The sequence below is a fragment of the Microbispora sp. H10830 genome (assembly GCF_014161375.1).
Classification (GTDB): Bacteria; Actinomycetota; Actinomycetes; order Streptosporangiales; family Streptosporangiaceae; genus Microbispora; species Microbispora catharanthi.
In genome coordinates, this window is record NZ_JABBWX010000001.1 from 708,469 (window position 1) to 730,103 (window position 21,635).

Consider the following 21,635-nt stretch of genomic DNA (forward strand, 5'->3'; position numbering starts at 1 on the left):
CTTCTCCTTCAGACCTGATCCGTCAGCAGCCGCAGCACGCCGTCCACGACGTACACGACCGCGAACACCACACCCGCGGTGACGAGCCCGGAGGCCACCAGTGCGGCCGCCCCCGCGCCGAACCACACGACCTCGAAGGCGGCCCGGGCGATCCCGTGCAGCTGGTGCGGCGCCTTGCCGCCCGCCATGAACAACCCCCAGAGCGTGGCGAACACGGCCGGCCCACCGAGTCCCAGAAGGATCTTCACCAGGATGTTGGCCTCCCGGGTGAACCCCCAGTAGGCCAGCGAGACCAGCACGCCCAGCTCCAGGAAGAACACCACTGCGGAGATCGTTCCCTTGGCCACGGTAAGCATCGGCACTCCTTGACTTTCATTGCTCCGTTTCGAGAGCAATGCTCTCCCATTGGAGCGGATTTCGTCAAGAGCACCGCTCTCTAATCGCTCAGGTGCTCTGTTAACCTTGCCACATGAATGCGAGCAGGACCGCGCGCGAGCGGGTGAGAGCGGAGCTGATCAGGGAAATCACGGACATCGCCCGGCGACATCTGGCGACGGAGGGAGCCACGGGCCTGTCCCTGCGGGCGGTGGCCCGCGAGATGGGGATGGTCTCCTCGGCGATCTACCGCTACTTCCCCAGCCGCGACGACCTGCTGACCGCGCTGATCATAGACGGATACAACGCCCTCGGAGAGGCCGTCGAACGCGCCGACGCCGCCTGCGCGCGCGACGACTTCACCGGACGATGGCTCGCCGTCTGCCGGGCCGTCCGCGAGTGGGCCCTGGCCCATCCGCACGAGTACGCCCTGCTGTACGGCTCACCCGTGCCGGGCTACGCCGCTCCGCAGGACACCGTCGCACCGGCGGTGCGGGACACGGCCGTGTACGGGCGGATCGTCGCCGAGGCCCACCGCGCGGGCAGGCTCGCCCCTCCCCCGATCTGCCCGCCGCCACCCGCGATCCTGGCGGAGGACGCGGAGATCGTACGGTCGCTGATGCCGGACGTGCCGGACGACGTGGTCACGCGGGCGATCGTCGTCTGGACGGGCCTGTTCGGGATGGTCAGCTTCGAGCTCTTCGGCCAGTTCAACAACACGATCGCCCACAGAACCGAGCTGTTCGAGCACAACATGACCTGCCTGGGCCGGCTTCTCGGCCTGCCCGAGTAGGCGACACGGCTCGGCCTGCCCGAGCAGGCGACACCGCTCGGCCTGCCCGAGCAGGCGACACCGCTCGGCCTGCCCGAGCAGGCGACACGACTCGGCGGGCCGGATCGCGGTCAGGGCCGGCGGGCGCCGAGGCGTCCTTCCAGCAGGAGGAGCAGCTCGCCGAGCAGGTCTCCCAGCTCCCGCCGCCGGTCGGCGCCCATCGCCGCCAGAAGATCGCTCTCGTAACGCAGCTGCCGCGGCAGGAGCCGGTCGGTGAGCGCGCGGCCCTCCTCGGTGAGCGCGAGGTGGGAGACCCGCCGGTCGCGGTCGTCGGGGCGGCGGCTCACCAGCCCGCGCTCCTCCAGGGCCCGCAGCCGCTTGGTGACGGCCGCCCCCGAGGCGAAGGTCTCCTTGGCGATCCGGCCCGGGGTGATCTCCCGGTCGAGCCGCCGCAGGGCGGCGAGGACGTCGAACTCCGGCCGGGTGAGCCCGTACTCCCGGAGGGGCGCGTCACCGGCCTGCTGGAGCAGCGACACGCACCGGGTGAGGCGGCCGATGACGGCGATCGGCGCGGTGTCCAGCTCGGGGTGGACACGCCGCCACTGGTGTATCACCTGCGCGACGACGTCCTCTGCGACGCTCTCGGGCGCCTCCTCGGCGATGTCCTCCACGCCCCGATTCCTCAGCCCTGGGTCCGTTCGCAGCCGACTCTATCCCGAGCCGGTGCGGCCAGCCTCGCCAGCAGGCGGTGCCCCTCGTGCTCGGCCCGGGCGACCTGCTCCTCCGGCAGCGCGCGCTGCCACCACTCGCCGGCCGCCGCGTCGGCGGCCCGGCGCAGCTCCACCAGGTCGTCGACGAGCGTGCCGCGGACCCGCACGGTCTCCACCGGCCTCATGATCCCCCGTTCTTTCGCAAGTGTTTTACTCGTGAAAGATATCAGGCCGCCAAGCGCCGCGCCCCCGCCGCCTCGGGCTCCGTGGAGAGCACAGTTCAGACAATTCGGGGAGAGCGAGACCGTACGGCCTGCGCCCTGGTCTCACTGGCGGCGACGCCGTCAACGAATCTACGGCTGGAGTATTAGAAGCTCGTAGACGCGTTGGACCAGTTCAGCAAGGAGCCAGCACGCGAGGCCGGCGGCCACCAGCCTGAGTCGGTCGTCTTCCTTGAAGACCGCCAGGGCCAGGCAGATGAATCCCCCCAGCAGCAGGATCAACGTGATCAGGGCAATCATGAACAGATCGTGGTACGCGAGATCAACCAAAGGCAAGTGCCGGCGAATGGGAAGCACCCCGAAGGGCTGTCCTCTGTCGAACGTCGGCACCGGCGCCTTACCCGCGCCAAGCGGACCACACAGGAGTGGCGCGACCGTGGGGATCGATTCGACGCTGTCGGCACGACGATCGCGGCCGATCAGGACGGCTGTCGCCACCTCGCCGCCGACAGCACGGCACCGACGCCGTACCGATCATGAGACATGCGAAAGGCGGCAGTCGGGGATCTCCCGGTTGCCGCCTTTCGCGTGTTTCCGACAGCCTTTTGGGCTGGTCAGGTCATGCGCTTGCGCTTTTGTGCAAGGTCACGGGCAGTGAGACCGCAGGTCCTGCCGCATCACTGCGAGATTCAGAGGGCTGTCAGGCGCGGGTGGCGCGGTTGACGGCGGAGATGATGGCCTTGAGCGAGGCGCTCGTCGTGTTCGCGTCGATGCCGACGCCCCACAGGACCTGCGTGCCGTTCGGCCCGCCGACCTCGCACTCCACGTACGACGCGGCCTTGGCGTCGGCGCCCGCGCTCATCGCGTGCTCGGTGTAGTCGAGGACCCGCACCGGCACCCCGATGTTCTCCAGCGCGTCACAGAAGGCCGAGATGGGGCCGTTGCCGACGCCCTCGATCTCCCTGATCTGGCCGTCGACCCGCACGTCGGCGTTGATCGCGTCCTTGTCGTCCACGGTGGAGGTGTGCCGGTGGGCCAGCAGGCCCAGGCGGCCCCAGGGGCTCGCCGGGTTCGGCAGGTACTCGTCGGCGAACCGCTCCCACATCTCGGCGGCCGTGACCTCGCCGCCCTCGGCGTCCGTACGGGCCTGGATGACGCGCGAGAACTCGATCTGCAGGCGCCGCGGCAGGTCGAGCTGGTGGTCGGCCTTCATGATGTAGGCGACGCCGCCCTTGCCCGACTGGCTGTTGACGCGGATCACGGCCTCGTACGTGCGGCCGATGTCCTTGGGGTCGATCGGCAGGTACGGCACGGCCCAGGTGAACTGGTCGACCGGCACGCCGGCGGCGACCGCGTCGCGCTCCAGGTGCTCGAGGCCCTTCTTGATGGCGTCCTGGTGGGAACCGGAGAAGGCCGTGTAGACCAGCTCGCCGCCCCACGGGTGGCGGGGGTGCACGGGCAGCTGGTTGCAGTGCTCGACCACGCGCCGGATCTCGTCCATGTCCGAGAAGTCGATCTCCGGGTCGACGCCCTGCGAGAACAGGTTCATCCCCAGCGTGACCAGGCAGACGTTGCCGGTCCGCTCGCCGTTGCCGAACAGGCAGCCCTCGATGCGGTCGGCGCCGGCCATGTAGCCCAGCTCGGCGGCGGCGACGGCGGTGCCGCGGTCGTTGTGCGGGTGCAGGGACAGCACGACCGAGTCCCGGTACGCCAGGTTGCGGTGCATCCACTCGATCTGGTCGGCGTACACGTTGGGGGTGGCCATCTCGACCGTCGCCGGCAGGTTGACGATCACCTTGCGGTCGGGGGTGGGCTGCCACACGTCGTTGACGGCGTTGCAGACCTCGACGGCGTACTCCAGCTCGGTGCCGGTGAAGGACTCGGGCGAGTACTGGAAGTAGATCTCCGTGCCCTCCATCTCGGCCGCCAGCTTCTTGCACAGCTTGGCGCCCTCGACGGCGATCGCGGTGATGCCGTCCCTGTCCTGGCCGAAGACGACCCGGCGCTGGAGGGTGGAGGTGGAGTTGTACAGGTGGACGATCGCCTGGCGGGCGCCGCGCAGCGCCTCGAAGGTCCGCTCGATCAGCTCGGGCCGGGCCTGCGTCAGCACCTGGATGACCACGTCGGAGGGGATGCGCCCCTCTTCGATGATCTGGCGGACGAAGTCGTAGTCGGTCTGCGACGCGGCCGGGAAGCCGACCTCGATCTCCTTGTAGCCCATCCTGCCCAGCAGGTCGAACATCTTCAGCTTGCGGTCGGAGTCCATCGGGTCGATCAGCGCCTGGTTGCCGTCACGCAGGTCCACCGCGCACCAGCGCGGCGCCTCCGTGATGACCTTGTCGGGCCAGGTGCGGTCGGCCAGCCGTACCGGCTCGAACGGCGTGTAGCGGTGGAAAGGCATGGGGCTGGGCTGCTGCTCATTCATGGTTGCTCCTCGTCGGGCGCACGGCGAGCCCCGGGCACGACGTTGCCGTCGATTCGTTAGGAAGGGGGCGCCGTTGGATGAAACCAGGGCGGCCGACGCGCATGCCTCTCGCACCGCGGCGAGGGAGCCGGCCTCTTACAGGCCCTCGCCGCGGCGGATAAGAAGGAGTCCGCGCAGCATGCCAAGCAGACTAGCAGACGCCCTCAGCCGGACGAGACACCCGATCACATTCCGAGACGGAGCACCAGGTTAGGGTGACTCGTGACGAAGGAGGCCACATGAAGGACGACGAGATCCTGAAGCGGATCAGCGACCTGGTCGACGAGGAGCACTCCCTGCGCGAACGACTGGTCGCGGGTGAGCTGACCTCGGACGAGGAGCACAACAGGATCGCCTCGCTGGAGGAGCAGCTCGACCGCTGCTGGGACCTGCTGCGCCAGCGCCGCGCCCGGCGCGACGTGGGCGAGGACCCCGACTTCGCCTCCCCCCGCCCGGTCAACGAGGTCGAGAACTACATGCAATAGCCCCTCACCCACCGTCGTTCCACGATGTGAAAATCAGTCGCGCCCCTGACAAGGGGTGCGGAATTCTTGTAGGCATGCAGATGAAGCGCGTCGCCCCCATCGAGAACGACGCCGAGCAGGGGGAAGACGACCCGGACGGCCCGGCGGGGCACTCCCCTCTGGCCGGTCTGTACGGCATCGCGCGCGCGTGCGACCATCCGGGTCCGACGATGTCGTGGCGGCACTTCACGGCGAGCGTCCGGAGCGGGTCCGGCGGCGAGCGGGCCGAGGCGTGGGTGGCGTGCGACGGCAGCCGAACCAACGGCAGCCAGATCATCGGCAGCCAGATCACTGACAGCCAGGTCGGCGGTGACCAGGTCGTCGGCGGCCACGTCCTCCATTTCCCTCAGGACGACAACACTCATCTCGCCCTGCTCCGGCTCATGACGCATCCGGGCCGCAGGCGCGAGGGAATCGGCGTCGCGCTGCTCGACCACGCGATCGGCCGGGCGCGCGACGAGGGCAGGCGCGTCCTGATCGCCGAGGCCGCGGCGGACGGTCCTGGCGCGGCGTTCGCCAAGGCCCGCGGATTCTCCCCCGCCTCCACCGAGACCCGGCTGGTGCTCGACCTGCGTACGGCCGACTGGTCCGGCCTCGAACTCCTCCGCGCCCGTGCCGTACGGCACGCCACGGGCTACTCGCTCGAACGGTGGGCCGGGCCGACTCCCGACGACCTGCTCGGCGACATGGCCTGCCTGGCGGAGGGCATGAACGACGAGCCGCTGGGCGACCTCGCGATGGAGGACCAGCGGTGGACCGCCGACCGCGTGCGCGCCCGGGAGGAGATGCTCGCGCGGGCGGGCCAGCGGACGTACACGATGATCGCCCGGCACACGGCCAGCGGAGAGCCGGCGGGGTTCACCCAGCTCGTGGTGGACGCCGAGCGGCCGGAGGGATGGGCCCGTCAGAGCTCGACCACCGTCCTCGCGCCGCACCGCGGCCGGCGGCTCGGCCTGGTGCTCAAGCTCGCCAACATCACCTGGTTCCGTGCGTGCGAGCCGTTCGCCGAGCGTGTGATCACGTGGAACTCCGTCGCGAACCCGCACATGCTGGCGATCAACGAGGCGATGGGCTTCGAGGTCTTCGACACCTGGCACCAGTGGCAGCTCGACATCTGACTGCCCTTTTCGCTCGTCATTGATCTGGTGACCGGATTCACGTACGAATAGCGTGATGAAGCGCTCGATCCGCAGCAGGGGGATCATCGTCAAGGCGCTGGCCGGGCTCGTTTCGGGAGCGATCGCCGGGGCCGCCATGAGCGCCGTCTACCAGACCTACGGGGCCCGGCGTGATCGCCGCCGGTTCCCTCCGCCCGGCCGGATGGCCGACGTCGGCGGCCGCAGGATCCATCTGTGGACCGCGGGCACAGGCTCGCCGACCGTCGTAATCGTGCCCGGACTGGGTGAGCCGGGTTTGAACTGGGCAGCGCTGTTACCCGAACTGGCGGCGGAGTCGTCGGTCGTCCTGTACGACCGCGCCGGACTCGGGTGGAGCGACCCGTCTCCGTGGTCTCCGTGGGCGGCAACGGCGTTGGGAGCCGCCCGTGACCTGCGGCGCGCGCTGGACAAGGCGGGGATCGCTCCCCCGTACGTTCTGGTGGGGCACTCAGCCGGGGGGAACATCGTCCGGCTGTTCGCCGCCGAAACGCCTGACGCTGTCGCCGCGGTCGTCCTTGTCGATTCCAGTCATCCCGAGCAGATCCGCCTGCTGCACCGGACGAGAACAATGATCGCTCTGGAAATGCTGCGCTCGCGCCTGACGCCGCTGGGACTTCGGCGCCTGGCTTTCGAGGCCGGATGGAGCGATCGCGCCCGCCGCGAGGCCGAGGCCCGGCGCCTGCCGTCCAGGCTCCTCTCCGCCAGGATCGCCTTCGACCTCAGCGATCGGCAACGCCGTATGGAACTGCGTGAGGCGGCGGCCGCGATCACCGTCAACCCCGTGCAGGTCCGCCGCCGGGCGCCAAGCCTGGGGGCGATTCCGCTCACTGTCGTCTCTTCCAACCCGGACGAACCGCCGGGCACCGATATGAAGGCGATCGAAGAACAGCGCCGCTTCTCCTCCGTCTGGTCTCCACTTCAGGCCGACCTGGTGCGGCTGTCCTCGAACGCCGTACACGTCGTCGCGGAGCATGCGGGGCACCACATCCACCGGGACCGCCCGGAGCTCATCGTCACGGTGATACTCGGCCACGTCCGGCGAGTCCGGATCGAGGCCGGGTGCGCTGGTTGACCCCTGCTCGAGGCCGTTGATTCCCCGTCTCACGGCGGCGTCGCCGGAGACGACGGAGGAAGCGGTCGGGCCGTGCGCAGTGCCGGGTCCGGACGGCCCCCACCGCTCCTGCGGTGCGGAGCCTCCGGCGCGGCCGAAGGCGTTCACACGTGCGATCGCTTCCTCCCTTCCAGGGTAGGCGCCGAGGTCAGACGGACAAAAGCCGGTGGACCTCCTCGTCCTGGAGCTCTCGTGCGGGGCCGGACCTGACGACCCGCCCGGCGTCGAGGATCACGAACCCGTCTGCCAGTCGCAGCGCGAGGTCCAGGTACTGCTCCACCAGCAGGATCGCGAGACCGGTCGCGTGCAGGCGTTCGACGGCCTCCTCGATCTCCAGGATGATCGACGGCTGGATGCCCTCGGTCGGCTCGTCCAGGATCAGCAGCTTCGGCCGGGTGACCAGGGCCCGGGCCATCGCGAGCTGCTGCTGCTGACCGCCGGACAGGAAGCCCGCCGGCCGTTTGAGCAGCGGCTTGAGCCGGGGGAAGACCTCCAGGGCCTCCTCCAGCGCCGCCCGGTCCCGGTGCGCGGACGCCTCCAGCGTGACCAGGAGGTTGTCCATCACGCTGAGCTGGGGGAACGTGTCGTGACCCTGCGGCACGTAGCCCATGCCGAGTCGTACGCGCTGGTCCGGGCGCAGCCGGGTGACGTCCCTGCCCTCGAACGTCACCCTCCCGCCGGTCGCCGGGAGCACACCCATGACGGTGTCGAGCAGGGTCGTCTTGCCGACCCCGTTGCGGCCCATCACGCAGACGAGGCGACCGGCCGGCACCTCCAGCGAGACGCCGAAGAGCACCCGGGCCCGGCCGTACCCCGACTCCAGTCCCTCAACGGACAGCATCCTCGGCACCCTCCCGCGCCCGTCCCAAGTAGATCTCCTGTACGCGCGGGTCGGCCCGCACCTGCTCGACCGAGCCCTCCGTCAGCACCCTGCCCTCGTGCAGCACGGTGACCTGGGAGGCGTAGCGGCGTAGGAAGTCCATGTCGTGCTCGACCACGACCACGGTGTGGTCGCGGGCGACCTCGGTGAGCAGTTCGCCGGTGCGCTCGCGCTCGCCGGACGACATGCCGGCGACCGGCTCGTCGAGCAGCAGCAGCCGGGGCCGCTGGACGATCAGCATGCCGATCTCCAGCCACTGCCGCTGCCCGTGGGACAGCACCCCGGCTCTGCTGCCCGCCAGCCCGGCCAGGCCGGTCGTCGCCAGCGCCGCCGTGACCTCCTCCGACACCCCGCGCCTGCGCCGCAGCAGCGACCACAGCGGGCGGCGGAACGACGCGGCCAGGTCGAGGTTCTCCAGCACGGTGAGCTCCTCGAAGACCACCGAGGTCTGGAAGGTGCGGCCCACGCCGAGCCGGACGATCTCGTGCTCCCTGCGGCCCACGAGGTCGTGCCCCTCGAACCGCACCGAGCCTCCGGTGGGCCTGGTCAGGCCCGTGATCACGTCGATGAGGGTGGTCTTCCCCGCGCCGTTCGGCCCGATAAGAAAGCGCAGCTCACCCCGGCCGACGGTCAGGTCCACGCCGTCGAGCGCGCGGAAGCCGCCGAAGGCGACCTCCAGACCCCTGATTTCCAGTAACGCGGTCTCCGGTAGCGCCTCGGTCACGCCCGCACCTCCCTTCTCCGTACGAGATTGGCGGCCAGGCCCGCGATGCCCTTGGGCGCCAGCGTCATGACGAGCACGAACAGGGCGCCCTGCAGGTAGAGCCAGGCGTCCGGAAGCTCCTCGCTGAAGTACGTCCGCGCGTATCCCATGACGACCGCGCCGAGCACCGCGCCGGCCAGCGCGAACCGGCCGCCGACCGCCACCGCGACGACGAGTTCGAGCGAGGGGACGACACCGAGCAGGGCCGGCGAGATGATGCCGACCACGGGCACGAACAGCGCCCCCGCGATGCCGGCCATGCCCGCCGAGACGGCGAAGGTCAGCGTCTTCACGGTGGCCGGGTTGTAGCCGAGGAAGCGCACGCGGTCCTCGCCGTCCCTGACCGCCAGCAGCAGCCGTCCGAACCGGCTGCGGACGAGTTGCCTGGCGCCCAGGTAGAGCGCCCCGAGCACGACCGCGACGAGCAGGTAGAGGCCGCGCTGGGTCTCGTCGGCCGCCACGTCGTGGCCGAAGAAGTCGAAGAAGTTGGTCAGGCCGTTCGTGCCGCCGGTCAGCCCCTGCTGCCCGACCAGCAGGATCACCAGCGCCGCCGCCAGCGCCTGGGTGAGGATCGCGAAGTACGCCCCGCGTACGCGCTGGCGGAACACCAGCGCGCCGAGCAGCAGCGCGACCGCGGCAGGCAGAACGACGACCATGGCCAGCGCGAAGACCGGGTTGCCGAACGGCTTCCACAGCGCCGGCAGCTTCTCCACCCCGCTCCAGACCATGAAGTCGGGCAGGTCCCCGGCGGCGTCGTTGAGCTTGAGATACATGCCCATCGCGTAGCCGCCGAGGCCGAAGAACACCCCCTGCCCGAGCGTGAGCATGCCGCCCTGTCCCCAGGCGAGGCCGATGCCCAGGGCCACGATCGCGTAGCAGAGATACTTGGCCAGCAGGCCCAGGCGGAACGGCTCCAGCAGCAGCGGCGCCGCCACCAGGGCGAGCACCGCCACGGCCGAGAACACCGCCGGGCCCTGCCATCGGCGTACGGACTGCTCCGGCGCCGTCATGTCAGCGCCCGCGACCGGACGAAGAACAGCCCCTGCGGCCGGAGCTGCAGGAAGCCGACGATCGCCACGAAGACCACCACCTTGGCGAGGCTGGCGTCGCTCCAGAACTCGGCGTAGGAGTTCAGCAGGCCGAGGCCGGCCGCGGCCAGCACCGCGCCCCGAAGCTGGCCCAGGCCGCCCGCGACGACCACGAGGAACGCGTCCACGATGTAGTACGTCCCGAGCGTCGGGCCGACCGGTCCGATCAGCGTGAGGGCGACCCCCGCGACCCCGGCGAGCCCCGAGCCGATGAAGAACGTCCGCTGGTCGACCCGCCCGGTGTCGATGCCGCTCGTCGCCGCGAGTCTCCTGTTCTGCATCACCGCCCGCATGCGCCGCCCCTGCCCGGTCCTGTTCATGTACGCCCAGATCGCGAGCACGGACGCCGCGGCGAGCGCCGTGATGAACAGCCGGTTGTACGGCAGGATCCCGATGCCGCCGCGCAGCCAGGCGGGCGAGGAGACCTGCACGTTGGGCGCCCCGAACAGGTCCCGGGCCAGTTGCTGGAGCATCAGGCTGACGCCCCAGGTGAGCAGCAGTGTGTCGAGCGGGCGGCCGTAGAAACGCCGGATCAGCGTGCGCTCCAGGACCAGGCCCATGAGCCCGGCGACCACGAACGCGGCCGGGAGGGCGATCAGGAAGCCCACGCCCTGGAGCAGGTAGGCCGTGTAGGCCCCCGCCATGATGAACTCGCCGTGGGCCATGTTGACCACGCCCATCTGCCCGAACGTGAACGTCAGGCCGAGCGCGATCAGCAGCAGGACCGCTCCGATCGACAGCCCGATCGGCAGTTGGTTGAGCACTCCCTCCATGTCGGCGTCAGACCAGGCCGCCGGCCCAGGAGTACGTCTTGAGGTAGGGATCCGGCTTGATCGGTTCGCCGGAGTTCCAGACCTCCTTGATCTGGCCGTCCGGCTGGACGACCCCGATGCGCGCGGTCTTGTAGACGTGCTGGTTGTCGCCGTCGATGGTGACCTTGCCCTCGGGGCGGTCCAGGGACACGCCGCCGGCGGCCTTCTTGACGGCCTCCACGTCGGTGGTCCCGGCCTTCTTGACGGCCTCGGCCCACAGGTAGACGGCGTTGTATCCGGCCTCCATCGGGTCGGAGGTCACCTTGTCCGCGCCGTACTTCGCCTTGAACGCGGCGACGAACTTCTCGTTGGCCGGGGTGTCGGTCGTCTGGTAGTAGTTCCAGGCCACCAGGTGCCCTGCGACGTTGTCGACCCCGATGCCCCTGACCTCCTCCTCGGCCACGGACACCGACATGACCGGCATCTGGTCGGCGCTGATCCCGGTGCTCTTGAGCTGCTTGAAGAACGCGACGTTGCTGTCGCCGTTCAAGGTGTTGAAGACCGCGTCCGGCTTCGCCTCGACGATCTTGTTGACGAGCGTGCTGTACTCGGTGTGCCCGAGCGGGGTGTACTCCTCGCCGAGGACCTCCATCCCGTTCGCCGCGGCGTACGCCTTGATGATTTTGTTCGCGGTTCTCGGGAAGACGTAGTCGCTGCCCACGAGGAAGAGCTTCTTCTTGCCCTTCTCCTTCAGATAGTCGAGCCCAGGGACGATCTGCTGGTTGGTCGTCGCGCCCGTGTAGAAGATGTACGGCGAGCTTTCCAGTCCCTCGTACTGGACCGGATACCACAGCAGGGCCTTGCGCTTTTCGAAGACGGGGAGCATCGCCTTGCGGCTCGCCGACGTCCAGCCGCCGAAGACGGTGGCGACCTTGTCCTGCGCGATGAGCTTGGTGGCCTTCTCCGCGAAGGTCGGCCAGTCGGACGCGCCGTCCTCCACGACGGGCTCCAGCTTCTTGCCCAGCACGCCGCCCGCCGCGTTGATCTCCTCGATCGCGAGCAGTTCCGCGTCCCTGACCGTGACCTCGCTGATGGCCATCGTGCCGCTGAGCGAGTGAAGAATGCCCACCTTGATGGTGTCGGAGCCGCCAGACGAGGCCGCCGTGTCATTCGTGGGCGATTGCCCGGCACAGGCCGCGAGCGTCACGGCCGCGAGCGTGAACGCCGCTCCGGTGCGCCATAATGAGTTACGCAAATGCCTCTCCCTTGCCGCTACGGTCCCCGCGCCGATCCGTCTGCCGTCAAGGTGAGCGCGCGGTATTTCCCGCCGAAATCCCGGCGGTTAACAACTCATTAGCGAAGGCTCACCGCCGTCCGGATACGCAGACGAAATCAGCGGGTAACGCGGGGGAAACGCCGGGTACTTATCGTCCCGCCATGCGGCTCACTCCACACGAACAGGAACGGCTCCTCATCCACGTCGCCGCGGGCGTGGCCCGCGAGCGCAAGGAGCGCGGCCTTCGCCTCAACCATCCGGAGGCGACGGCCCTCATCGCGTCCTTCCTCCTGGAAGGCGCCCGCGACGGCCGCAGCGTCGCCGACCTGATGGACGCCGGCCGCAAGGTCCTGCGGCGCGAGGACGTCATGGAGGGCGTGCCCGAGATGCTGGAGTCCGTCCAGATCGAGGCCACCTTCCCCGACGGCACCAAGCTCGTCACCGTCCACAACCCCATCACATGAGCGCGCCCGGCGAGATCGTGTGCGGCGACGGCGACGTGCCGCTGAACCCCGGCAGGGAGCGGATCACCCTGAGAGTCGTCAACACGGCCGACCGGCCGGTGCAGGTCGGGTCGCACTACCACTTCGCCGCGGCCAACCCCGGCCTGGAGTTCGACCGCGAGGCGGCGTGGGGCACCCGCCTCGACATCCCGGCGGGCACCGCGGTCAGGTTCGAGCCCGGAGTGGAGCGTGACGTCACGCTGGTCCCGATCGCCGGCCACCGGGTCGTACCGGGCCTTCGTCCCGAGTGGGCCGGGCCCCTCGACGGGAGGACGACCGATGTCTAGCGTCGAACGCTCCCGCTACGCCGCGCTGTACGGCCCGACCGCCGGGGACCGGGTGCGCCTGGCCGACACCGACCTGTACGTCGAGGTGACCGAGGACCTGTCGATGGGGCCCGCCGGGGCGGGCGACGAGGCCGTGTTCGGCGGCGGCAAGGTCATCCGCGAGTCGATGGGGCAGGCGCGCACCACGAGGGCCGAGGGTGCGGCCGACCTCGTCATCACCGGCGCGGTGATCCTCGACCACTGGGGCGTGGTCAAGGCCGACATCGGCGTGCGCGACGGCCGGATCGCCGCCATCGGAAAGGCCGGCAATCCCGACACCATGGACGGCGTCCACCCGGACCTCGTCATCGGCCCGTCCACCGAGATCCTCGCGGCCAACGGAAAGATCGTCACGGCGGGCGCCGTCGACTCCCACGTCCACCTGATCTGCCCGCAGATCCTCGACGAGGCGCTCGCGTCGGGCGTCACCACGGTCGTCGGCGGCGGAACAGGTCCCGCCGAGGGCACGAAGGCCACCACCGTGACCGGGACCTGGTATCTCGGCCGGATGCTGGAGTCGCTGGACGCCTACCCGGTCAACGTGGCCCTGCTCGGCAAGGGCAACACGGTCAGCGAGGAGGGGCTGCTCGAACAGCTCAGGGCCGGGGCGTCGGGCTTCAAGCTGCACGAGGACTGGGGCACCACCCCGGCCGCCATCGACGCGTGCCTGCGGGTGTGCGACGCCACCGGGGTGCAGGTCGCCATCCACACCGACACGCTGAACGAGGCGGGGTTCGTGGAGTCGACCCTGCGGGCCATCGGCGGCCGGGCGATCCACGCCTACCACACCGAGGGCGCGGGAGGCGGCCACGCTCCGGACATCATCACGGTGGCCTCCCACGCCAACGTGCTGCCGTCCTCCACCAACCCGACCCGGCCGCACACCGTCAACACCCACCACGAGCACCTGGACATGCTCATGGTGTGCCACCACCTCAACCCCGCCATCCCGGAGGATCTGGCGTTCGCCGAGTCGCGGATCAGGCCGACGACGATGGCGGCCGAGGACGTCCTGCACGACATGGGCGCGATCTCGATGATCGGCTCGGACTCACAGGCCATGGGCCGGGTCGGCGAGACGATCATCCGTACCTGGCAGACGGCCCACGTGATGAAGGGGCGTCGCGGCGCGCTGCCGGGCGACGGCCCGGCCGACAACCTCCGCGCCCGCCGCTACGTCGCCAAGTACACGATCAACCCGGCGATCGCCCACGGCCTGGACGCGGAGATCGGCTCGGTGGAGCCCGGCAAGCTCGCCGACCTCGTCCTGTGGAGCCCGGCCTTCTTCGGGGTCAAGCCGGACCTCGTCGTCAAGGGCGGCGTCATCGCGTACGCGCAGATGGGCGACGCGAACGCGTCGATCCCGACGCCGCAGCCCGTGCTCCCCCGGCCGATGTTCGGCGCGGCCCCGGCCACCGCCGTGGCGACCTCGCTGCACTTCGTCGCGCCGCTCGCGGTGGAGGACGGCCTGGCCGACCGCCTGGCCGTGGGCAGGCGGCTGGTCCCCGTGGCCGACGTACGCGCCCGGCGCAAGGACGCCATGCCCCTCAACGACGCCCTGCCGGACATCCGGGTGGACCCCGACACCTTCGCCGTACACGTGGACGGCGAGCTGATCGAGCCCGCCCCGGCCGAGTCGCTGCCGATGGCGCAGCGCTACTTCCTCTTCTGAGATGAACGGGGAAGCGGCGCTGCTGCTGCTGGCCGACTCGCGGCTGCCTGCGGGCGGGCACGCCCACTCGGGCGGCGTGGAGGAGGCCGTACGGCGGGGCGCGGTCACCGGCGCCGGCGACCTGGCGCGGTTCCTGCGCGGCAGGCTCGCCACCGCCGGCCTCGTCACCGCCGCCCTCGCCGCCGCCGCGTGCGAACTGGCCGCCGTCGACGGCGGCGGCAGCGCCGATCGAGAACTTCGCGCCGCCGGTGATCCGGGGGCACCGCCCGCGGATGACGCCGCGGACGGCGTTCCGCTGTGGCGGCGGCTGGACGCCGAGGCCGACGCCAGGACCGCCTCGCCCGCCCAGCGGGAGGCCGCCCGCACGCAGGGGCGGCTCCTGCTGCGCACGGCCCGGCGGATGTGGCCCTCGGCCGTCCTGGACGCGCTCGCGCGGGCCGTGCCGGAGGGCCCGCACCACCCCGTCGCGCTCGGCGCGGCGGCGGCCTCGGCGGGCTGCGCGCCCCGCCAGGCCGCGCTGGCCGCCGCCTACACCTCGGTCACCGGCCCGGCCACGGCGGCCGTGCGGCTCCTCGGCCTCGACCCGGTCACCGTGCACCGCCTGCTCGCCGATCTCGCCCCCGCACTCGAGGACGCGGCCCACGTCGCCTGCGCGTCGCTCGACGACGCGGTCCCGGCGGACGACGAGCCGGACGGGTGCGGGGCGGGACACCACCAGGGACGGCATCCGGGACAGCAGCCTGGACGGCCCCCTGGGCGGCACGTGGCCTGGCAGGCACGATGGCACGCGCTGCCGGGGCACAGCGCGCCCGCGCTCGACCTCCTGGCGGAGGGACACCTGACCAACCCGATGAAGCTTTTCGTCTCCTGACATCTGCGCACCCGCCACCGCACGAGAAAGAGCAGGTACCCGCATGGGCGCTCACCACGACGACCTCCACGACGCGGCCGAACCACACGGGCGGGCGCTCCGCCTCGGCATCGGCGGGCCGGTCGGCAGCGGCAAGACCGCCCTGGTGGCGGCGCTGTGCCGCAGTCTCGGGCCGTCGCTGCGGCTCGGGGTCGTGACCAACGACATCTACACCACCGAGGACGCCGACTTCCTGCGCCGCGCGGGGGTCGTCGACCCCGAGCGGATCCTCGCCGTGCAGACCGGCTGCTGCCCGCACACCGCCATCCGCGACGACATCGCGGCCAACCTGGACGCCGTCGAAACGCTGGAGGAGCGGTTCGGGCCGCTCGACCTCGTGATCGTCGAGAGCGGCGGCGACAATCTCACCGCCACGTTCAGCCGGGGCCTGGCCGACCGGCAGATCTTCGTACTCGACGTGTCGGGCGGCGACAAGGTGCCGCGCAAGGGCGGGCCGGGGGTGACCTCGGCCGACCTGCTCGTCGTCAACAAGACCGACCTCGCGCCGATGGTCGGCGCCGACCTGACCGTGATGTCCCGCGACGCCGCGGCCGTACGGGACGGCAAGCCGGTGCTGTTCACGTCGATCAGAGAGGACAGAGGCGCGCACAGCGTGGCGGAGTGGGTGACGCACATGGTCGACGCCTGGCGGCGCGAGCACGGCGAGCCGCACCACCACGCCGTCCAGAGCGCCGCCCAGAGCGCCGCCCGGCAGGCTCCGGCGTCCTGACCGGCATGACGGCCGTCACCGCGCGTGCGCTGATCAGGACGGAGGCCGCGGGCGCAGGCCGGACCCGGCTGGAGACGCTGCGGTCCGACCCGCCGCTGACGCTGCGGCAGACCGGTCCGCGGCGGGTCCACCTCGTCTCGACGGGCGCCGGCCCGCTGCGCGGGGACCACCTCGAACTCGGCGTGGACGTCGCCCCCGGCACTTCGCTGGAGGTCCGCTCGGTGGGCGCCACGCTGGTGCTGCCGGGTCTCGCGGACACCCCTTCGGTCATGGTCGTGCGGGCGCGGGTCGGCGCGGGCGCCACCCTGCACTTCTCCCCCGAGCCGACCGTCCTCGCCGCCGGATGCGTCCACCGCCTCGTCGTACGGCTCTCGCTCGCCGAGGACGCCACGGTCTTCTGGCGGGAGGAGATCGTCTTCGGGCGGCACGGCGAACGGCCGGGACGCGGCCGCGCGCGGTTCGACGCGACGGTGGCCGGACGGCCCCTGCTCCGCCAGGACCTCCTGGTGGGCGAGGAGGCGGTGGACGGCAGCCCGGCCGTCTACGGAGACGCCCGGTGCGTGGGCTCGACCCTGATCGCGGGACCCGCCTGGGCCCCGCCCGCCGTGCCGGACGTCAAAGGCGAGCGGCGGGCCGCCCTGGGGGACGGCTGGGCGGCGCTGCCGCTGGCCGGTCCGGGCGTGCAGGTCTGCGCGCTCGGCGCGGACGCGGTCCAGCTCAGGGAGCGGCTGCGGCGCGGCGAGGAGGCCGCGGCCGCCTCCCCACCGACCACCCCACCTGCCACCTCGGCTCCCGATGGCTGAACGCTGCCAACCCCGGTGCCACCCCCTGGTGCCACCCCCGGCGCCGCCCCGGCGCCCGGCGCCTCGCCGACCGGCCCGGACCGGCTCCGAGGCACGCAAGGGCTGAAACCGGCCGCCTCGGGCCGTAGCCTGGTGATCGTGTCGGAACCCACGCAGCATCCCGGCAGGCCGCGGCGAGGCACCAGCGTGGCCGGCGTCCTGCGGGCCGCCGGCGTGTTCGTCGCGGGGTTCGCGCTGGCCGTGACCGCGCTGCTCCCGTGGGCGGGCCTCACCGCCGAGTTCGGCATCCTCGACGCGTCGCTCACGCACGCCGTGCGCGGCGTGGACGCGGGCCCCGGCTGGTTCGTGCTGGGCGCCGGGATCACGGCGATGCTGCTCGGCGTGCTCGGCGCGACGCGGAACTGGCTGTTCACCGGGCTGGCGATCCTGCCCGGCGCGGTGGCCGCCTTCGCGCTGGCCATGTTCCTCGCCGACCCGCGCGACCTCGTGGGCCGGCTCGACTTCCAGATCTCCGGGCTGCTGCGGGTGCACCCGACGATCCAGTTCGGCTGGTTCGCCGGCCTGCTGGCCTCGGTCGCGCTGGCCGTCCTGGCCGCCGCCGCGCTGCTGCGCCGCCGGTGACGGCCGTCAGTCGTAGAAGCCGAGACGCCGCAGTTGCTTGGGATCGCGCTGCCACTCCTTGGCGACCTTGACCCGCAGGTCGAGGTAGACGCGGGTGCCGAGCAGCGCCTCGATCTGCTGCCGGGCGCGGGTGCCCACGTCCTTGAGCCTCGTGCCGCCCGGGCCGATCACGATCGCCTTCTGCGAGGGGCGCTCGACGAACATGTGGGCGTACACGTCGAGGAGGTCGTCGCGGCCCTCCCGGGGGTGCATCTCCTCCACGACCACCGCGATCGAGTGGGGCAGCTCGTCGCGCACGCCTTCCAGCGCCGCCTCCCGGATCAGCTCGGCGACCAGCACCTGCTCCGGCTCGTCGGTCAGCTCCCCGCCGGCGTACAGCGGGGGCGACTCCGGCAGCCGCTTGACGAGCACGTCGGCGAGGACGTCGAGCTGCTCGCCGCCCTGCGCGGACACCGGGACGATCTCCGCGAACTCGGCCAGCGCGGACACCGCGAGAAGCTGGTGCGCGACCTGCTCACGGGTGGCCAGGTCGCACTTGGTGACGACCGCCACCACCGGGGTCTTCTTGACGGCGGCGAGCTTCTCGACGATGAACCGGTCGCCCTTGCCGATCGGCTCGTTCGCCGGGACGCAGAACCCGATCACGTCGACCTCGGTGAGCGTGGACAGCACCAGGCTGTCCAGCCGCTCCCCCAGGAGCGTGCGGGGACGGTGGAACCCGGGGGTGTCCACGATCACCAGCTGGGCGTCCGGCCGGTGGACGATGCCGCGGATGGCCCGCCGCGTGGTCTGCGGCTTGGACGAGGTGATCGCCACCTTGGTGCCGACCAGGGCGTTCATCAGCGTGGACTTGCCGACGTTGGGCCTGCCGACGAAGCAGGCGAAGCCCGCACGGAAACCGCTCGATTCGGCGTCCACGTCAGATGTACCGGCCCTTCAGCGAACCGTCCGGGGCGGCCAGGAACAGCGTGCCGTTGCCCATGTCCTCGATGACGGCCAGGTCCTGCTCGGCCGGGTCGTCGGCCTCGGTGACGATCGCCGCCGCCTCGAGGGCCTTCGCCCCGCTGGACACGGCCATGGCCACGGCCGCCTGGAGGGCCGAGAGCCGGAGCGAGGGCAGCGCCACCGTGGTCGCGGCGTACGTCCGGCCGGTCTCGTCGCGCACCGCGGCGCCCTCGGGGGTGCCGCCGCGCGCCCGCGCCGACCTGGCCAGCGTAATGATCTTGTTGTCCTCGGGGTCCAGCGTCTGTGTCACGCGTCAAGCGTACCGACCTCGCGGACGAGCAGCCGTGTCAGTTCGGCCGTGCGGGCCGGGTCGGGCGGGGTCAGGCCCGCGTGCACGAGCGCGATCAACGTGTGGCCGGAGCGGGCGACGACCACGTGCATGCGGTAGGGGTAGCCGCCGACCCTCCCGGACAGGGCCCGGCCCGCCGCGTCCGGGCCGCCGACGCCGGGCAGCGGCGTCCGCGCGGCCGCCAGGCGGTCGTACGGCGTGCCGCCGTCGGCCGTCGCGCAGTGGGAGAGGGCGTCGCGGAGCGCGGCGAGATGCCCGGCCGCCTCGCCGCCGTCGTAGACGGCGACGCCGACCCCGGCGAGCTCGCCCGCGTGCGCGCCCTGGTAGGTGGCGGCGGTCGTGCCGCTGAGCCCCTCACGCGGGGGCCTGCCCGCAGCCGCGTCGAACAGCAGGCGGCAGGCGCGGGCGCGGGGACGGAACGGCGGACGCCAGGGCGCCCGCGCATGGCTGAAGAACCCCTCGGGAAGGCCGTCCATCCTGCCGAGCACCGTCCGCGGACGGTTCGCGTCCGCCGCCTTGCCGGAGGCCCGGACGGCGGCGTACGTGACCCGGCCCGTGCCGCAGGCACCGGTCGTCAGGACCAGGCAGCCCGCGACGGCCGCGTGGACGATGCGCATACCCGCCTCCCCGCTTTGCCGGAGGTTTCCTTCCCCGGACCGCGAGCGGGTAATCACTTTGCGTAATCAATACGGAGTTCTCATCAATACGGGGCTCCCACCCGAGCCGGGTGAGAGCCCCGCACCGATTACGGATCCCCCATGGGAGGCTCCGGTGCGCCGCGAACCCCCTCCCGGCGCGCCGGACTCCCCAACGAGGCGCCCCGAACCCCTTCTGAGCGCCTGGGACAACAGTGGCCGGGCGCGCTTGCAGCTGGGTTGAAAGACGCTTGCAGTCCCGGACGGCGACGGGTCACTCGTGGTCGGCGCCGGCGGCCACGACCTCGTCGCCCGTCGCGGGCTCCTCGCGGCGCACGACGACCGTGCTGATGCGGTTGCGGCGCCCCGCCAGGTTCTCGGCCGTCAGGCGCAGGCCGCCGACCACCGCCTCCGAGCCCGCGATCGGCACCCGGCCCAGGGCGTGCGCCAGCAGGCCGCCGACCGTGTCGACGTCCTCGACCTCGATCTCGGCGTCGAACAGCTCGCCGAGCTCGTCGACCGGGAGCCGCGCGGTCACCCGCACCGCCCCGTCGTCCAGCCATTCGACCCGCGGGGCCTCCTGGTCGTACTCGTCGGCGATCTCGCCGACGATCTCCTCGATGACGTCCTCGATGGTGACGAGGCCGGCGGTGCCGCCGTACTCGTCGATGACGATGGCGAGGTGGATCTGCCGCGCCTGCATCTCGCGCAGCAGTTCGTCGATCGGCTTGCTCTCCGGCACGTACGTCGCGGGGCGCATGAGCTCGTCCACCCGCACGCCGCCGTCGCCGGTGTCCTGGATGCGGCGGACGATGTCCTTGAGGTAGGCGATGCCCACCACGTCGTCCTCGTTCTCCCCCACCACGGGGATGCGGGAGAACCCGCTGCGCAGCGCCAGCGAGAGCGCCTGGTTCAGCGTCTTGCCGCGCTCGATGAAGACCATGTCGGTTCGCGGCACCATGACCTCGCGCACCAGCGTGTCGCCGAGCTCGAAGACCGAGTGGATCATCTCCCGCTCGTCGGGCTCGATGACCCGGCGCTGCTCGGCCAGGTCGACGAGGTCGCGCAGCTCGGCCTCGGAGGTGAACGGGCCCTCGCGGAAGCCCTTGCCCGGGGTGAGCGCGTTGCCGAGCAGGATCAGCAGTTCGGGCAGCGGGCCGAAGATCCGGGTCAGGCCGTACACGATGGGCGCGCTCGCCAGCGCCACCGGCTCGGCGTGCTGGCGGCCGAGCGTACGCGGCATGACCCCGACGATGACGTAGCTCACCAGGATCATCACCACGGCCGCCAGGGCGTACGCCTGCCCGCGGTCGCCGAGCCAGTCGATGAACAGCAGCGTCGTGATCACGGTCGCGACGAGCTCACAGCTCAGACGCAGCAGGAGCACCAGGTTGAGGTAGCGCGGCGGGTCGGCGACGATCGCCTGCAGCCGCACCGCGCCGCGCCGGCCCTCCTTGACGAACTCCTCCGCGCGCACCCTGGAGATGCGGGTCAGCGCCGTCTCCGCGCTCGCCAGCAGGCCGCCGGCCACGATCAGGAAGACGGCGGAAAGTAGCCAGCCGTTGCTCACGGCTTACGCCGCACCTCGCGCCAGGCGCCGAGCAGTTCGTCCTGCAGCCCGAACATCTCGGCGTGCTCCTCGGGCTCGGCGTGGTCGTAGCCCAGCAGGTGCAGGATGCCGTGCGTGCACAGCAGCTCCAGCTCGTCCTGGGCGCTGTGCCCGGCCTCGGCGGCCTGCTTGGCCGCCACCTGGGGGCACAGCACCACGTCGCCGAGCAGCGCCGGGTCGGGGGACGCGTCCTCGTCCCGGCCGCCGACGTTGGGCCGCAGCTCGTCCATGGGGAAGGCCAGCACGTCGGTCGGGCCGGGCTCCCCCATCCACTGCTCGTGCAGCTCGGCCATCGCCGCCTCGTCGATCACCAGGATCGACAGCTCGGCCAGCGGGTTGATCCCCATCCGGCCGAGGACGTGCCCGGCCAGCTCGACCAGCGCCGACTCGTCGACCTCGACGCCGGACTCGTTGGCCACCTCGATGCTCACGGGGTCTC

General features: G+C 71.4%; 26 protein-coding genes. 11 read left to right on the forward strand and 15 right to left on the reverse strand.

Features of this window, described 5'->3' with window-relative positions; all coding sequences use genetic code 11:
• Positions 1–8 precede the first annotated feature (8 nt).
• A complete protein-coding gene (locus tag HHX35_RS03330) occupies positions 9–356 on the reverse strand; it encodes a YrdB family protein (RefSeq protein WP_182897499.1) in 348 nt (115 codons plus the stop codon).
• A 113-nt stretch (positions 357–469) separates the two neighbouring features.
• Here HHX35_RS03330 and HHX35_RS03335 point away from each other — a divergent pair, with 113 nt between their 5' ends.
• Entirely contained in the window at positions 470–1,168 is a 699-nt protein-coding gene (locus HHX35_RS03335) for a TetR/AcrR family transcriptional regulator (protein WP_182897500.1), read from the forward strand.
• Positions 1,169–1,278: 110 nt separating this feature from the next.
• On the opposite strand, the gene HHX35_RS03340 is transcribed toward HHX35_RS03335, so the two are convergent.
• From HHX35_RS03340 to leuA, 4 genes are all read right to left on the reverse strand, one after another.
• Positions 1,279–1,818: a MarR family transcriptional regulator gene (locus tag HHX35_RS03340; protein ID WP_310738875.1), complete on the reverse strand. Its 540-nt coding sequence runs from the start codon at positions 1,816–1,818 to the stop codon at positions 1,279–1,281.
• 11 nt (positions 1,819–1,829) lie between these two features.
• Positions 1,830–2,033 (reverse strand): hypothetical protein, encoded by a 204-nt coding sequence (locus HHX35_RS03345; protein ID WP_182897807.1) that lies wholly within the window; start codon positions 2,031–2,033, stop codon positions 1,830–1,832.
• 177 nt (positions 2,034–2,210) lie between these two features.
• Entirely contained in the window at positions 2,211–2,576 is a 366-nt protein-coding gene (locus tag HHX35_RS03350; RefSeq protein WP_182897501.1) for a hypothetical protein, read from the reverse strand.
• 202 nt (positions 2,577–2,778) lie between these two features.
• Complete coding sequence (gene leuA / locus HHX35_RS03355) at positions 2,779–4,503, reverse strand: 2-isopropylmalate synthase (protein ID WP_182897502.1); 1,725 nt, start codon at positions 4,501–4,503, stop codon at positions 2,779–2,781.
• 278 nt (positions 4,504–4,781) lie between these two features.
• On the opposite strand from leuA, the gene HHX35_RS03360 reads away from it, so the two are divergent.
• From HHX35_RS03360 to HHX35_RS03370, 3 genes are all read left to right on the forward strand, one after another.
• Positions 4,782–5,027, forward strand: a complete 246-nt coding sequence (locus HHX35_RS03360; protein ID WP_139579494.1) for a DUF2630 family protein — start codon at positions 4,782–4,784, stop codon at positions 5,025–5,027.
• A 74-nt stretch (positions 5,028–5,101) separates the two neighbouring features.
• On the forward strand, positions 5,102–6,184 hold the full coding sequence (locus HHX35_RS03365; protein ID WP_182897503.1) for a GNAT family N-acetyltransferase: 1,083 nt from the start codon (positions 5,102–5,104) through the stop codon (positions 6,182–6,184).
• 55 nt (positions 6,185–6,239) lie between these two features.
• Positions 6,240–7,295: an alpha/beta fold hydrolase gene (locus HHX35_RS03370; protein ID WP_182897504.1), complete on the forward strand. Its 1,056-nt coding sequence runs from the start codon at positions 6,240–6,242 to the stop codon at positions 7,293–7,295.
• A gap of 187 nt (positions 7,296–7,482) precedes the next feature.
• On the opposite strand, the gene urtE is transcribed toward HHX35_RS03370, so the two are convergent.
• Genes urtE through urtA form a run of 5 tightly spaced genes read right to left on the reverse strand, consistent with a single transcriptional unit; the run spans position 7,483 to position 12,072 of the window.
• The gene (urtE, locus tag HHX35_RS03375; RefSeq protein ID WP_079312194.1) at positions 7,483–8,175 is read right to left on the reverse strand and encodes an urea ABC transporter ATP-binding subunit UrtE; all 693 of its coding nucleotides are present in this window, start codon (positions 8,173–8,175) and stop codon (positions 7,483–7,485) included.
• Positions 8,162–8,938: an urea ABC transporter ATP-binding protein UrtD gene (gene urtD, locus HHX35_RS03380; protein ID WP_182897505.1), complete on the reverse strand. Its 777-nt coding sequence runs from the start codon at positions 8,936–8,938 to the stop codon at positions 8,162–8,164. Before urtD ends, urtE begins: the two co-directional genes overlap by 14 nt.
• Entirely contained in the window at positions 8,935–9,987 is a 1,053-nt protein-coding gene (gene urtC / locus HHX35_RS03385) for an urea ABC transporter permease subunit UrtC (protein ID WP_182897506.1), read from the reverse strand. Before urtC ends, urtD begins: the two co-directional genes overlap by 4 nt.
• A complete protein-coding gene (gene urtB, locus HHX35_RS03390; protein ID WP_182897507.1) occupies positions 9,984–10,838 on the reverse strand; it encodes an urea ABC transporter permease subunit UrtB in 855 nt (284 codons plus the stop codon). Before urtB ends, urtC begins: the two co-directional genes overlap by 4 nt.
• Positions 10,839–10,845: 7 nt before the next feature.
• Entirely contained in the window at positions 10,846–12,072 is a 1,227-nt protein-coding gene (urtA, locus tag HHX35_RS03395) for an urea ABC transporter substrate-binding protein (RefSeq protein WP_139579488.1), read from the reverse strand.
• Between the two features lie 182 nt (positions 12,073–12,254).
• Here urtA and HHX35_RS03400 point away from each other — a divergent pair, with 182 nt between their 5' ends.
• The 7 genes from HHX35_RS03400 (at position 12,255) to HHX35_RS03430 (ending at position 17,658) form a co-directional block, all read left to right on the forward strand.
• Positions 12,255–12,557 carry an urease subunit gamma gene (locus HHX35_RS03400; RefSeq protein ID WP_139579487.1) on the forward strand — a complete coding sequence of 101 codons (303 nt, stop codon included), beginning with the start codon at positions 12,255–12,257 and terminating at the stop codon, positions 12,555–12,557.
• The gene (locus HHX35_RS03405) at positions 12,554–12,883 is read left to right on the forward strand and encodes an urease subunit beta (protein ID WP_182897508.1); all 330 of its coding nucleotides are present in this window, start codon (positions 12,554–12,556) and stop codon (positions 12,881–12,883) included. The genes HHX35_RS03400 and HHX35_RS03405 overlap by 4 nt, the downstream gene beginning before the upstream one ends.
• Complete coding sequence (locus HHX35_RS03410) at positions 12,876–14,594, forward strand: urease subunit alpha (protein ID WP_182897509.1); 1,719 nt, start codon at positions 12,876–12,878, stop codon at positions 14,592–14,594. Before HHX35_RS03405 ends, HHX35_RS03410 begins: the two co-directional genes overlap by 8 nt.
• 1 nt (position 14,595) lies before the next feature.
• Positions 14,596–15,465 (forward strand): urease accessory protein UreF, encoded by an 870-nt coding sequence (locus HHX35_RS03415; RefSeq protein WP_182897510.1) that lies wholly within the window; start codon positions 14,596–14,598, stop codon positions 15,463–15,465.
• Between the two features lie 43 nt (positions 15,466–15,508).
• A complete protein-coding gene (ureG, locus tag HHX35_RS03420) occupies positions 15,509–16,234 on the forward strand; it encodes an urease accessory protein UreG (RefSeq protein WP_182897511.1) in 726 nt (241 codons plus the stop codon).
• A gap of 5 nt (positions 16,235–16,239) precedes the next feature.
• Positions 16,240–17,037: an urease accessory protein UreD gene (locus tag HHX35_RS03425; RefSeq protein ID WP_182897512.1), complete on the forward strand. Its 798-nt coding sequence runs from the start codon at positions 16,240–16,242 to the stop codon at positions 17,035–17,037.
• Positions 17,038–17,175: 138 nt separating this feature from the next.
• Positions 17,176–17,658 (forward strand): hypothetical protein, encoded by a 483-nt coding sequence (locus HHX35_RS03430; RefSeq protein WP_182897513.1) that lies wholly within the window; start codon positions 17,176–17,178, stop codon positions 17,656–17,658.
• A 6-nt stretch (positions 17,659–17,664) separates the two neighbouring features.
• Here HHX35_RS03430 and era read toward each other — a convergent pair whose 3' ends face one another.
• From era to ybeY, 5 genes are all read right to left on the reverse strand, one after another.
• Positions 17,665–18,576, reverse strand: a complete 912-nt coding sequence (gene era, locus HHX35_RS03435; RefSeq protein WP_182897514.1) for a GTPase Era — start codon at positions 18,574–18,576, stop codon at positions 17,665–17,667.
• 1 nt (position 18,577) lies between these two features.
• Positions 18,578–18,913, reverse strand: a complete 336-nt coding sequence (locus HHX35_RS03440; RefSeq protein WP_182897515.1) for a cytidine deaminase — start codon at positions 18,911–18,913, stop codon at positions 18,578–18,580.
• Entirely contained in the window at positions 18,910–19,569 is a 660-nt protein-coding gene (locus tag HHX35_RS03445) for a hypothetical protein (RefSeq protein ID WP_182897516.1), read from the reverse strand. The genes HHX35_RS03440 and HHX35_RS03445 overlap by 4 nt, the downstream gene beginning before the upstream one ends.
• A gap of 292 nt (positions 19,570–19,861) precedes the next feature.
• Positions 19,862–21,157, reverse strand: coding sequence for a hemolysin family protein (locus tag HHX35_RS03450; protein WP_182897517.1), 1,296 nt, complete (start codon positions 21,155–21,157; stop codon positions 19,862–19,864).
• Positions 21,154–21,627: an rRNA maturation RNase YbeY gene (gene ybeY, locus HHX35_RS03455; RefSeq protein ID WP_079312172.1), complete on the reverse strand. Its 474-nt coding sequence runs from the start codon at positions 21,625–21,627 to the stop codon at positions 21,154–21,156. The genes HHX35_RS03450 and ybeY overlap by 4 nt, the downstream gene beginning before the upstream one ends.
• Between the last annotated feature and the right edge of the window lie 8 nt (positions 21,628–21,635).

Bases quoted from the DNA above. Each gene is read 5' to 3' on its own strand.
- HHX35_RS03330 (WP_182897499.1), bottom strand. From the start codon at position 356: ATGCTTACCGTGGCCAAGGGAACGATCTCCGCAGTGGTGTTCTTCCTG.
- HHX35_RS03335 (WP_182897500.1), top strand. From the start codon at position 470: ATGAATGCGAGCAGGACCGCGCGCGAGCGGGTGAGAGCGGAGCTGATC.
- leuA (WP_182897502.1), bottom strand. From the start codon at position 4,503: ATGAATGAGCAGCAGCCCAGCCCCATGCCTTTCCACCGCTACACGCCG.
- HHX35_RS03360 (WP_139579494.1), top strand. From the start codon at position 4,782: ATGAAGGACGACGAGATCCTGAAGCGGATCAGCGACCTGGTCGACGAG.
- HHX35_RS03365 (WP_182897503.1), top strand. From the start codon at position 5,102: ATGCAGATGAAGCGCGTCGCCCCCATCGAGAACGACGCCGAGCAGGGG.
- HHX35_RS03370 (WP_182897504.1), top strand. From the start codon at position 6,240: ATGAAGCGCTCGATCCGCAGCAGGGGGATCATCGTCAAGGCGCTGGCC.
- urtE (WP_079312194.1), bottom strand. From the start codon at position 8,175: ATGCTGTCCGTTGAGGGACTGGAGTCGGGGTACGGCCGGGCCCGGGTG.
- urtC (WP_182897506.1), bottom strand. From the start codon at position 9,987: ATGACGGCGCCGGAGCAGTCCGTACGCCGATGGCAGGGCCCGGCGGTG.
- urtB (WP_182897507.1), bottom strand. From the start codon at position 10,838: ATGGAGGGAGTGCTCAACCAACTGCCGATCGGGCTGTCGATCGGAGCG.
- HHX35_RS03400 (WP_139579487.1), top strand. From the start codon at position 12,255: ATGCGGCTCACTCCACACGAACAGGAACGGCTCCTCATCCACGTCGCC.
- HHX35_RS03405 (WP_182897508.1), top strand. From the start codon at position 12,554: ATGAGCGCGCCCGGCGAGATCGTGTGCGGCGACGGCGACGTGCCGCTG.
- HHX35_RS03410 (WP_182897509.1), top strand. From the start codon at position 12,876: ATGTCTAGCGTCGAACGCTCCCGCTACGCCGCGCTGTACGGCCCGACC.
- HHX35_RS03415 (WP_182897510.1), top strand. From the start codon at position 14,596: ATGAACGGGGAAGCGGCGCTGCTGCTGCTGGCCGACTCGCGGCTGCCT.
- ureG (WP_182897511.1), top strand. From the start codon at position 15,509: ATGGGCGCTCACCACGACGACCTCCACGACGCGGCCGAACCACACGGG.
- HHX35_RS03425 (WP_182897512.1), top strand. From the start codon at position 16,240: ATGACGGCCGTCACCGCGCGTGCGCTGATCAGGACGGAGGCCGCGGGC.
- HHX35_RS03445 (WP_182897516.1), bottom strand. From the start codon at position 19,569: ATGCGCATCGTCCACGCGGCCGTCGCGGGCTGCCTGGTCCTGACGACC.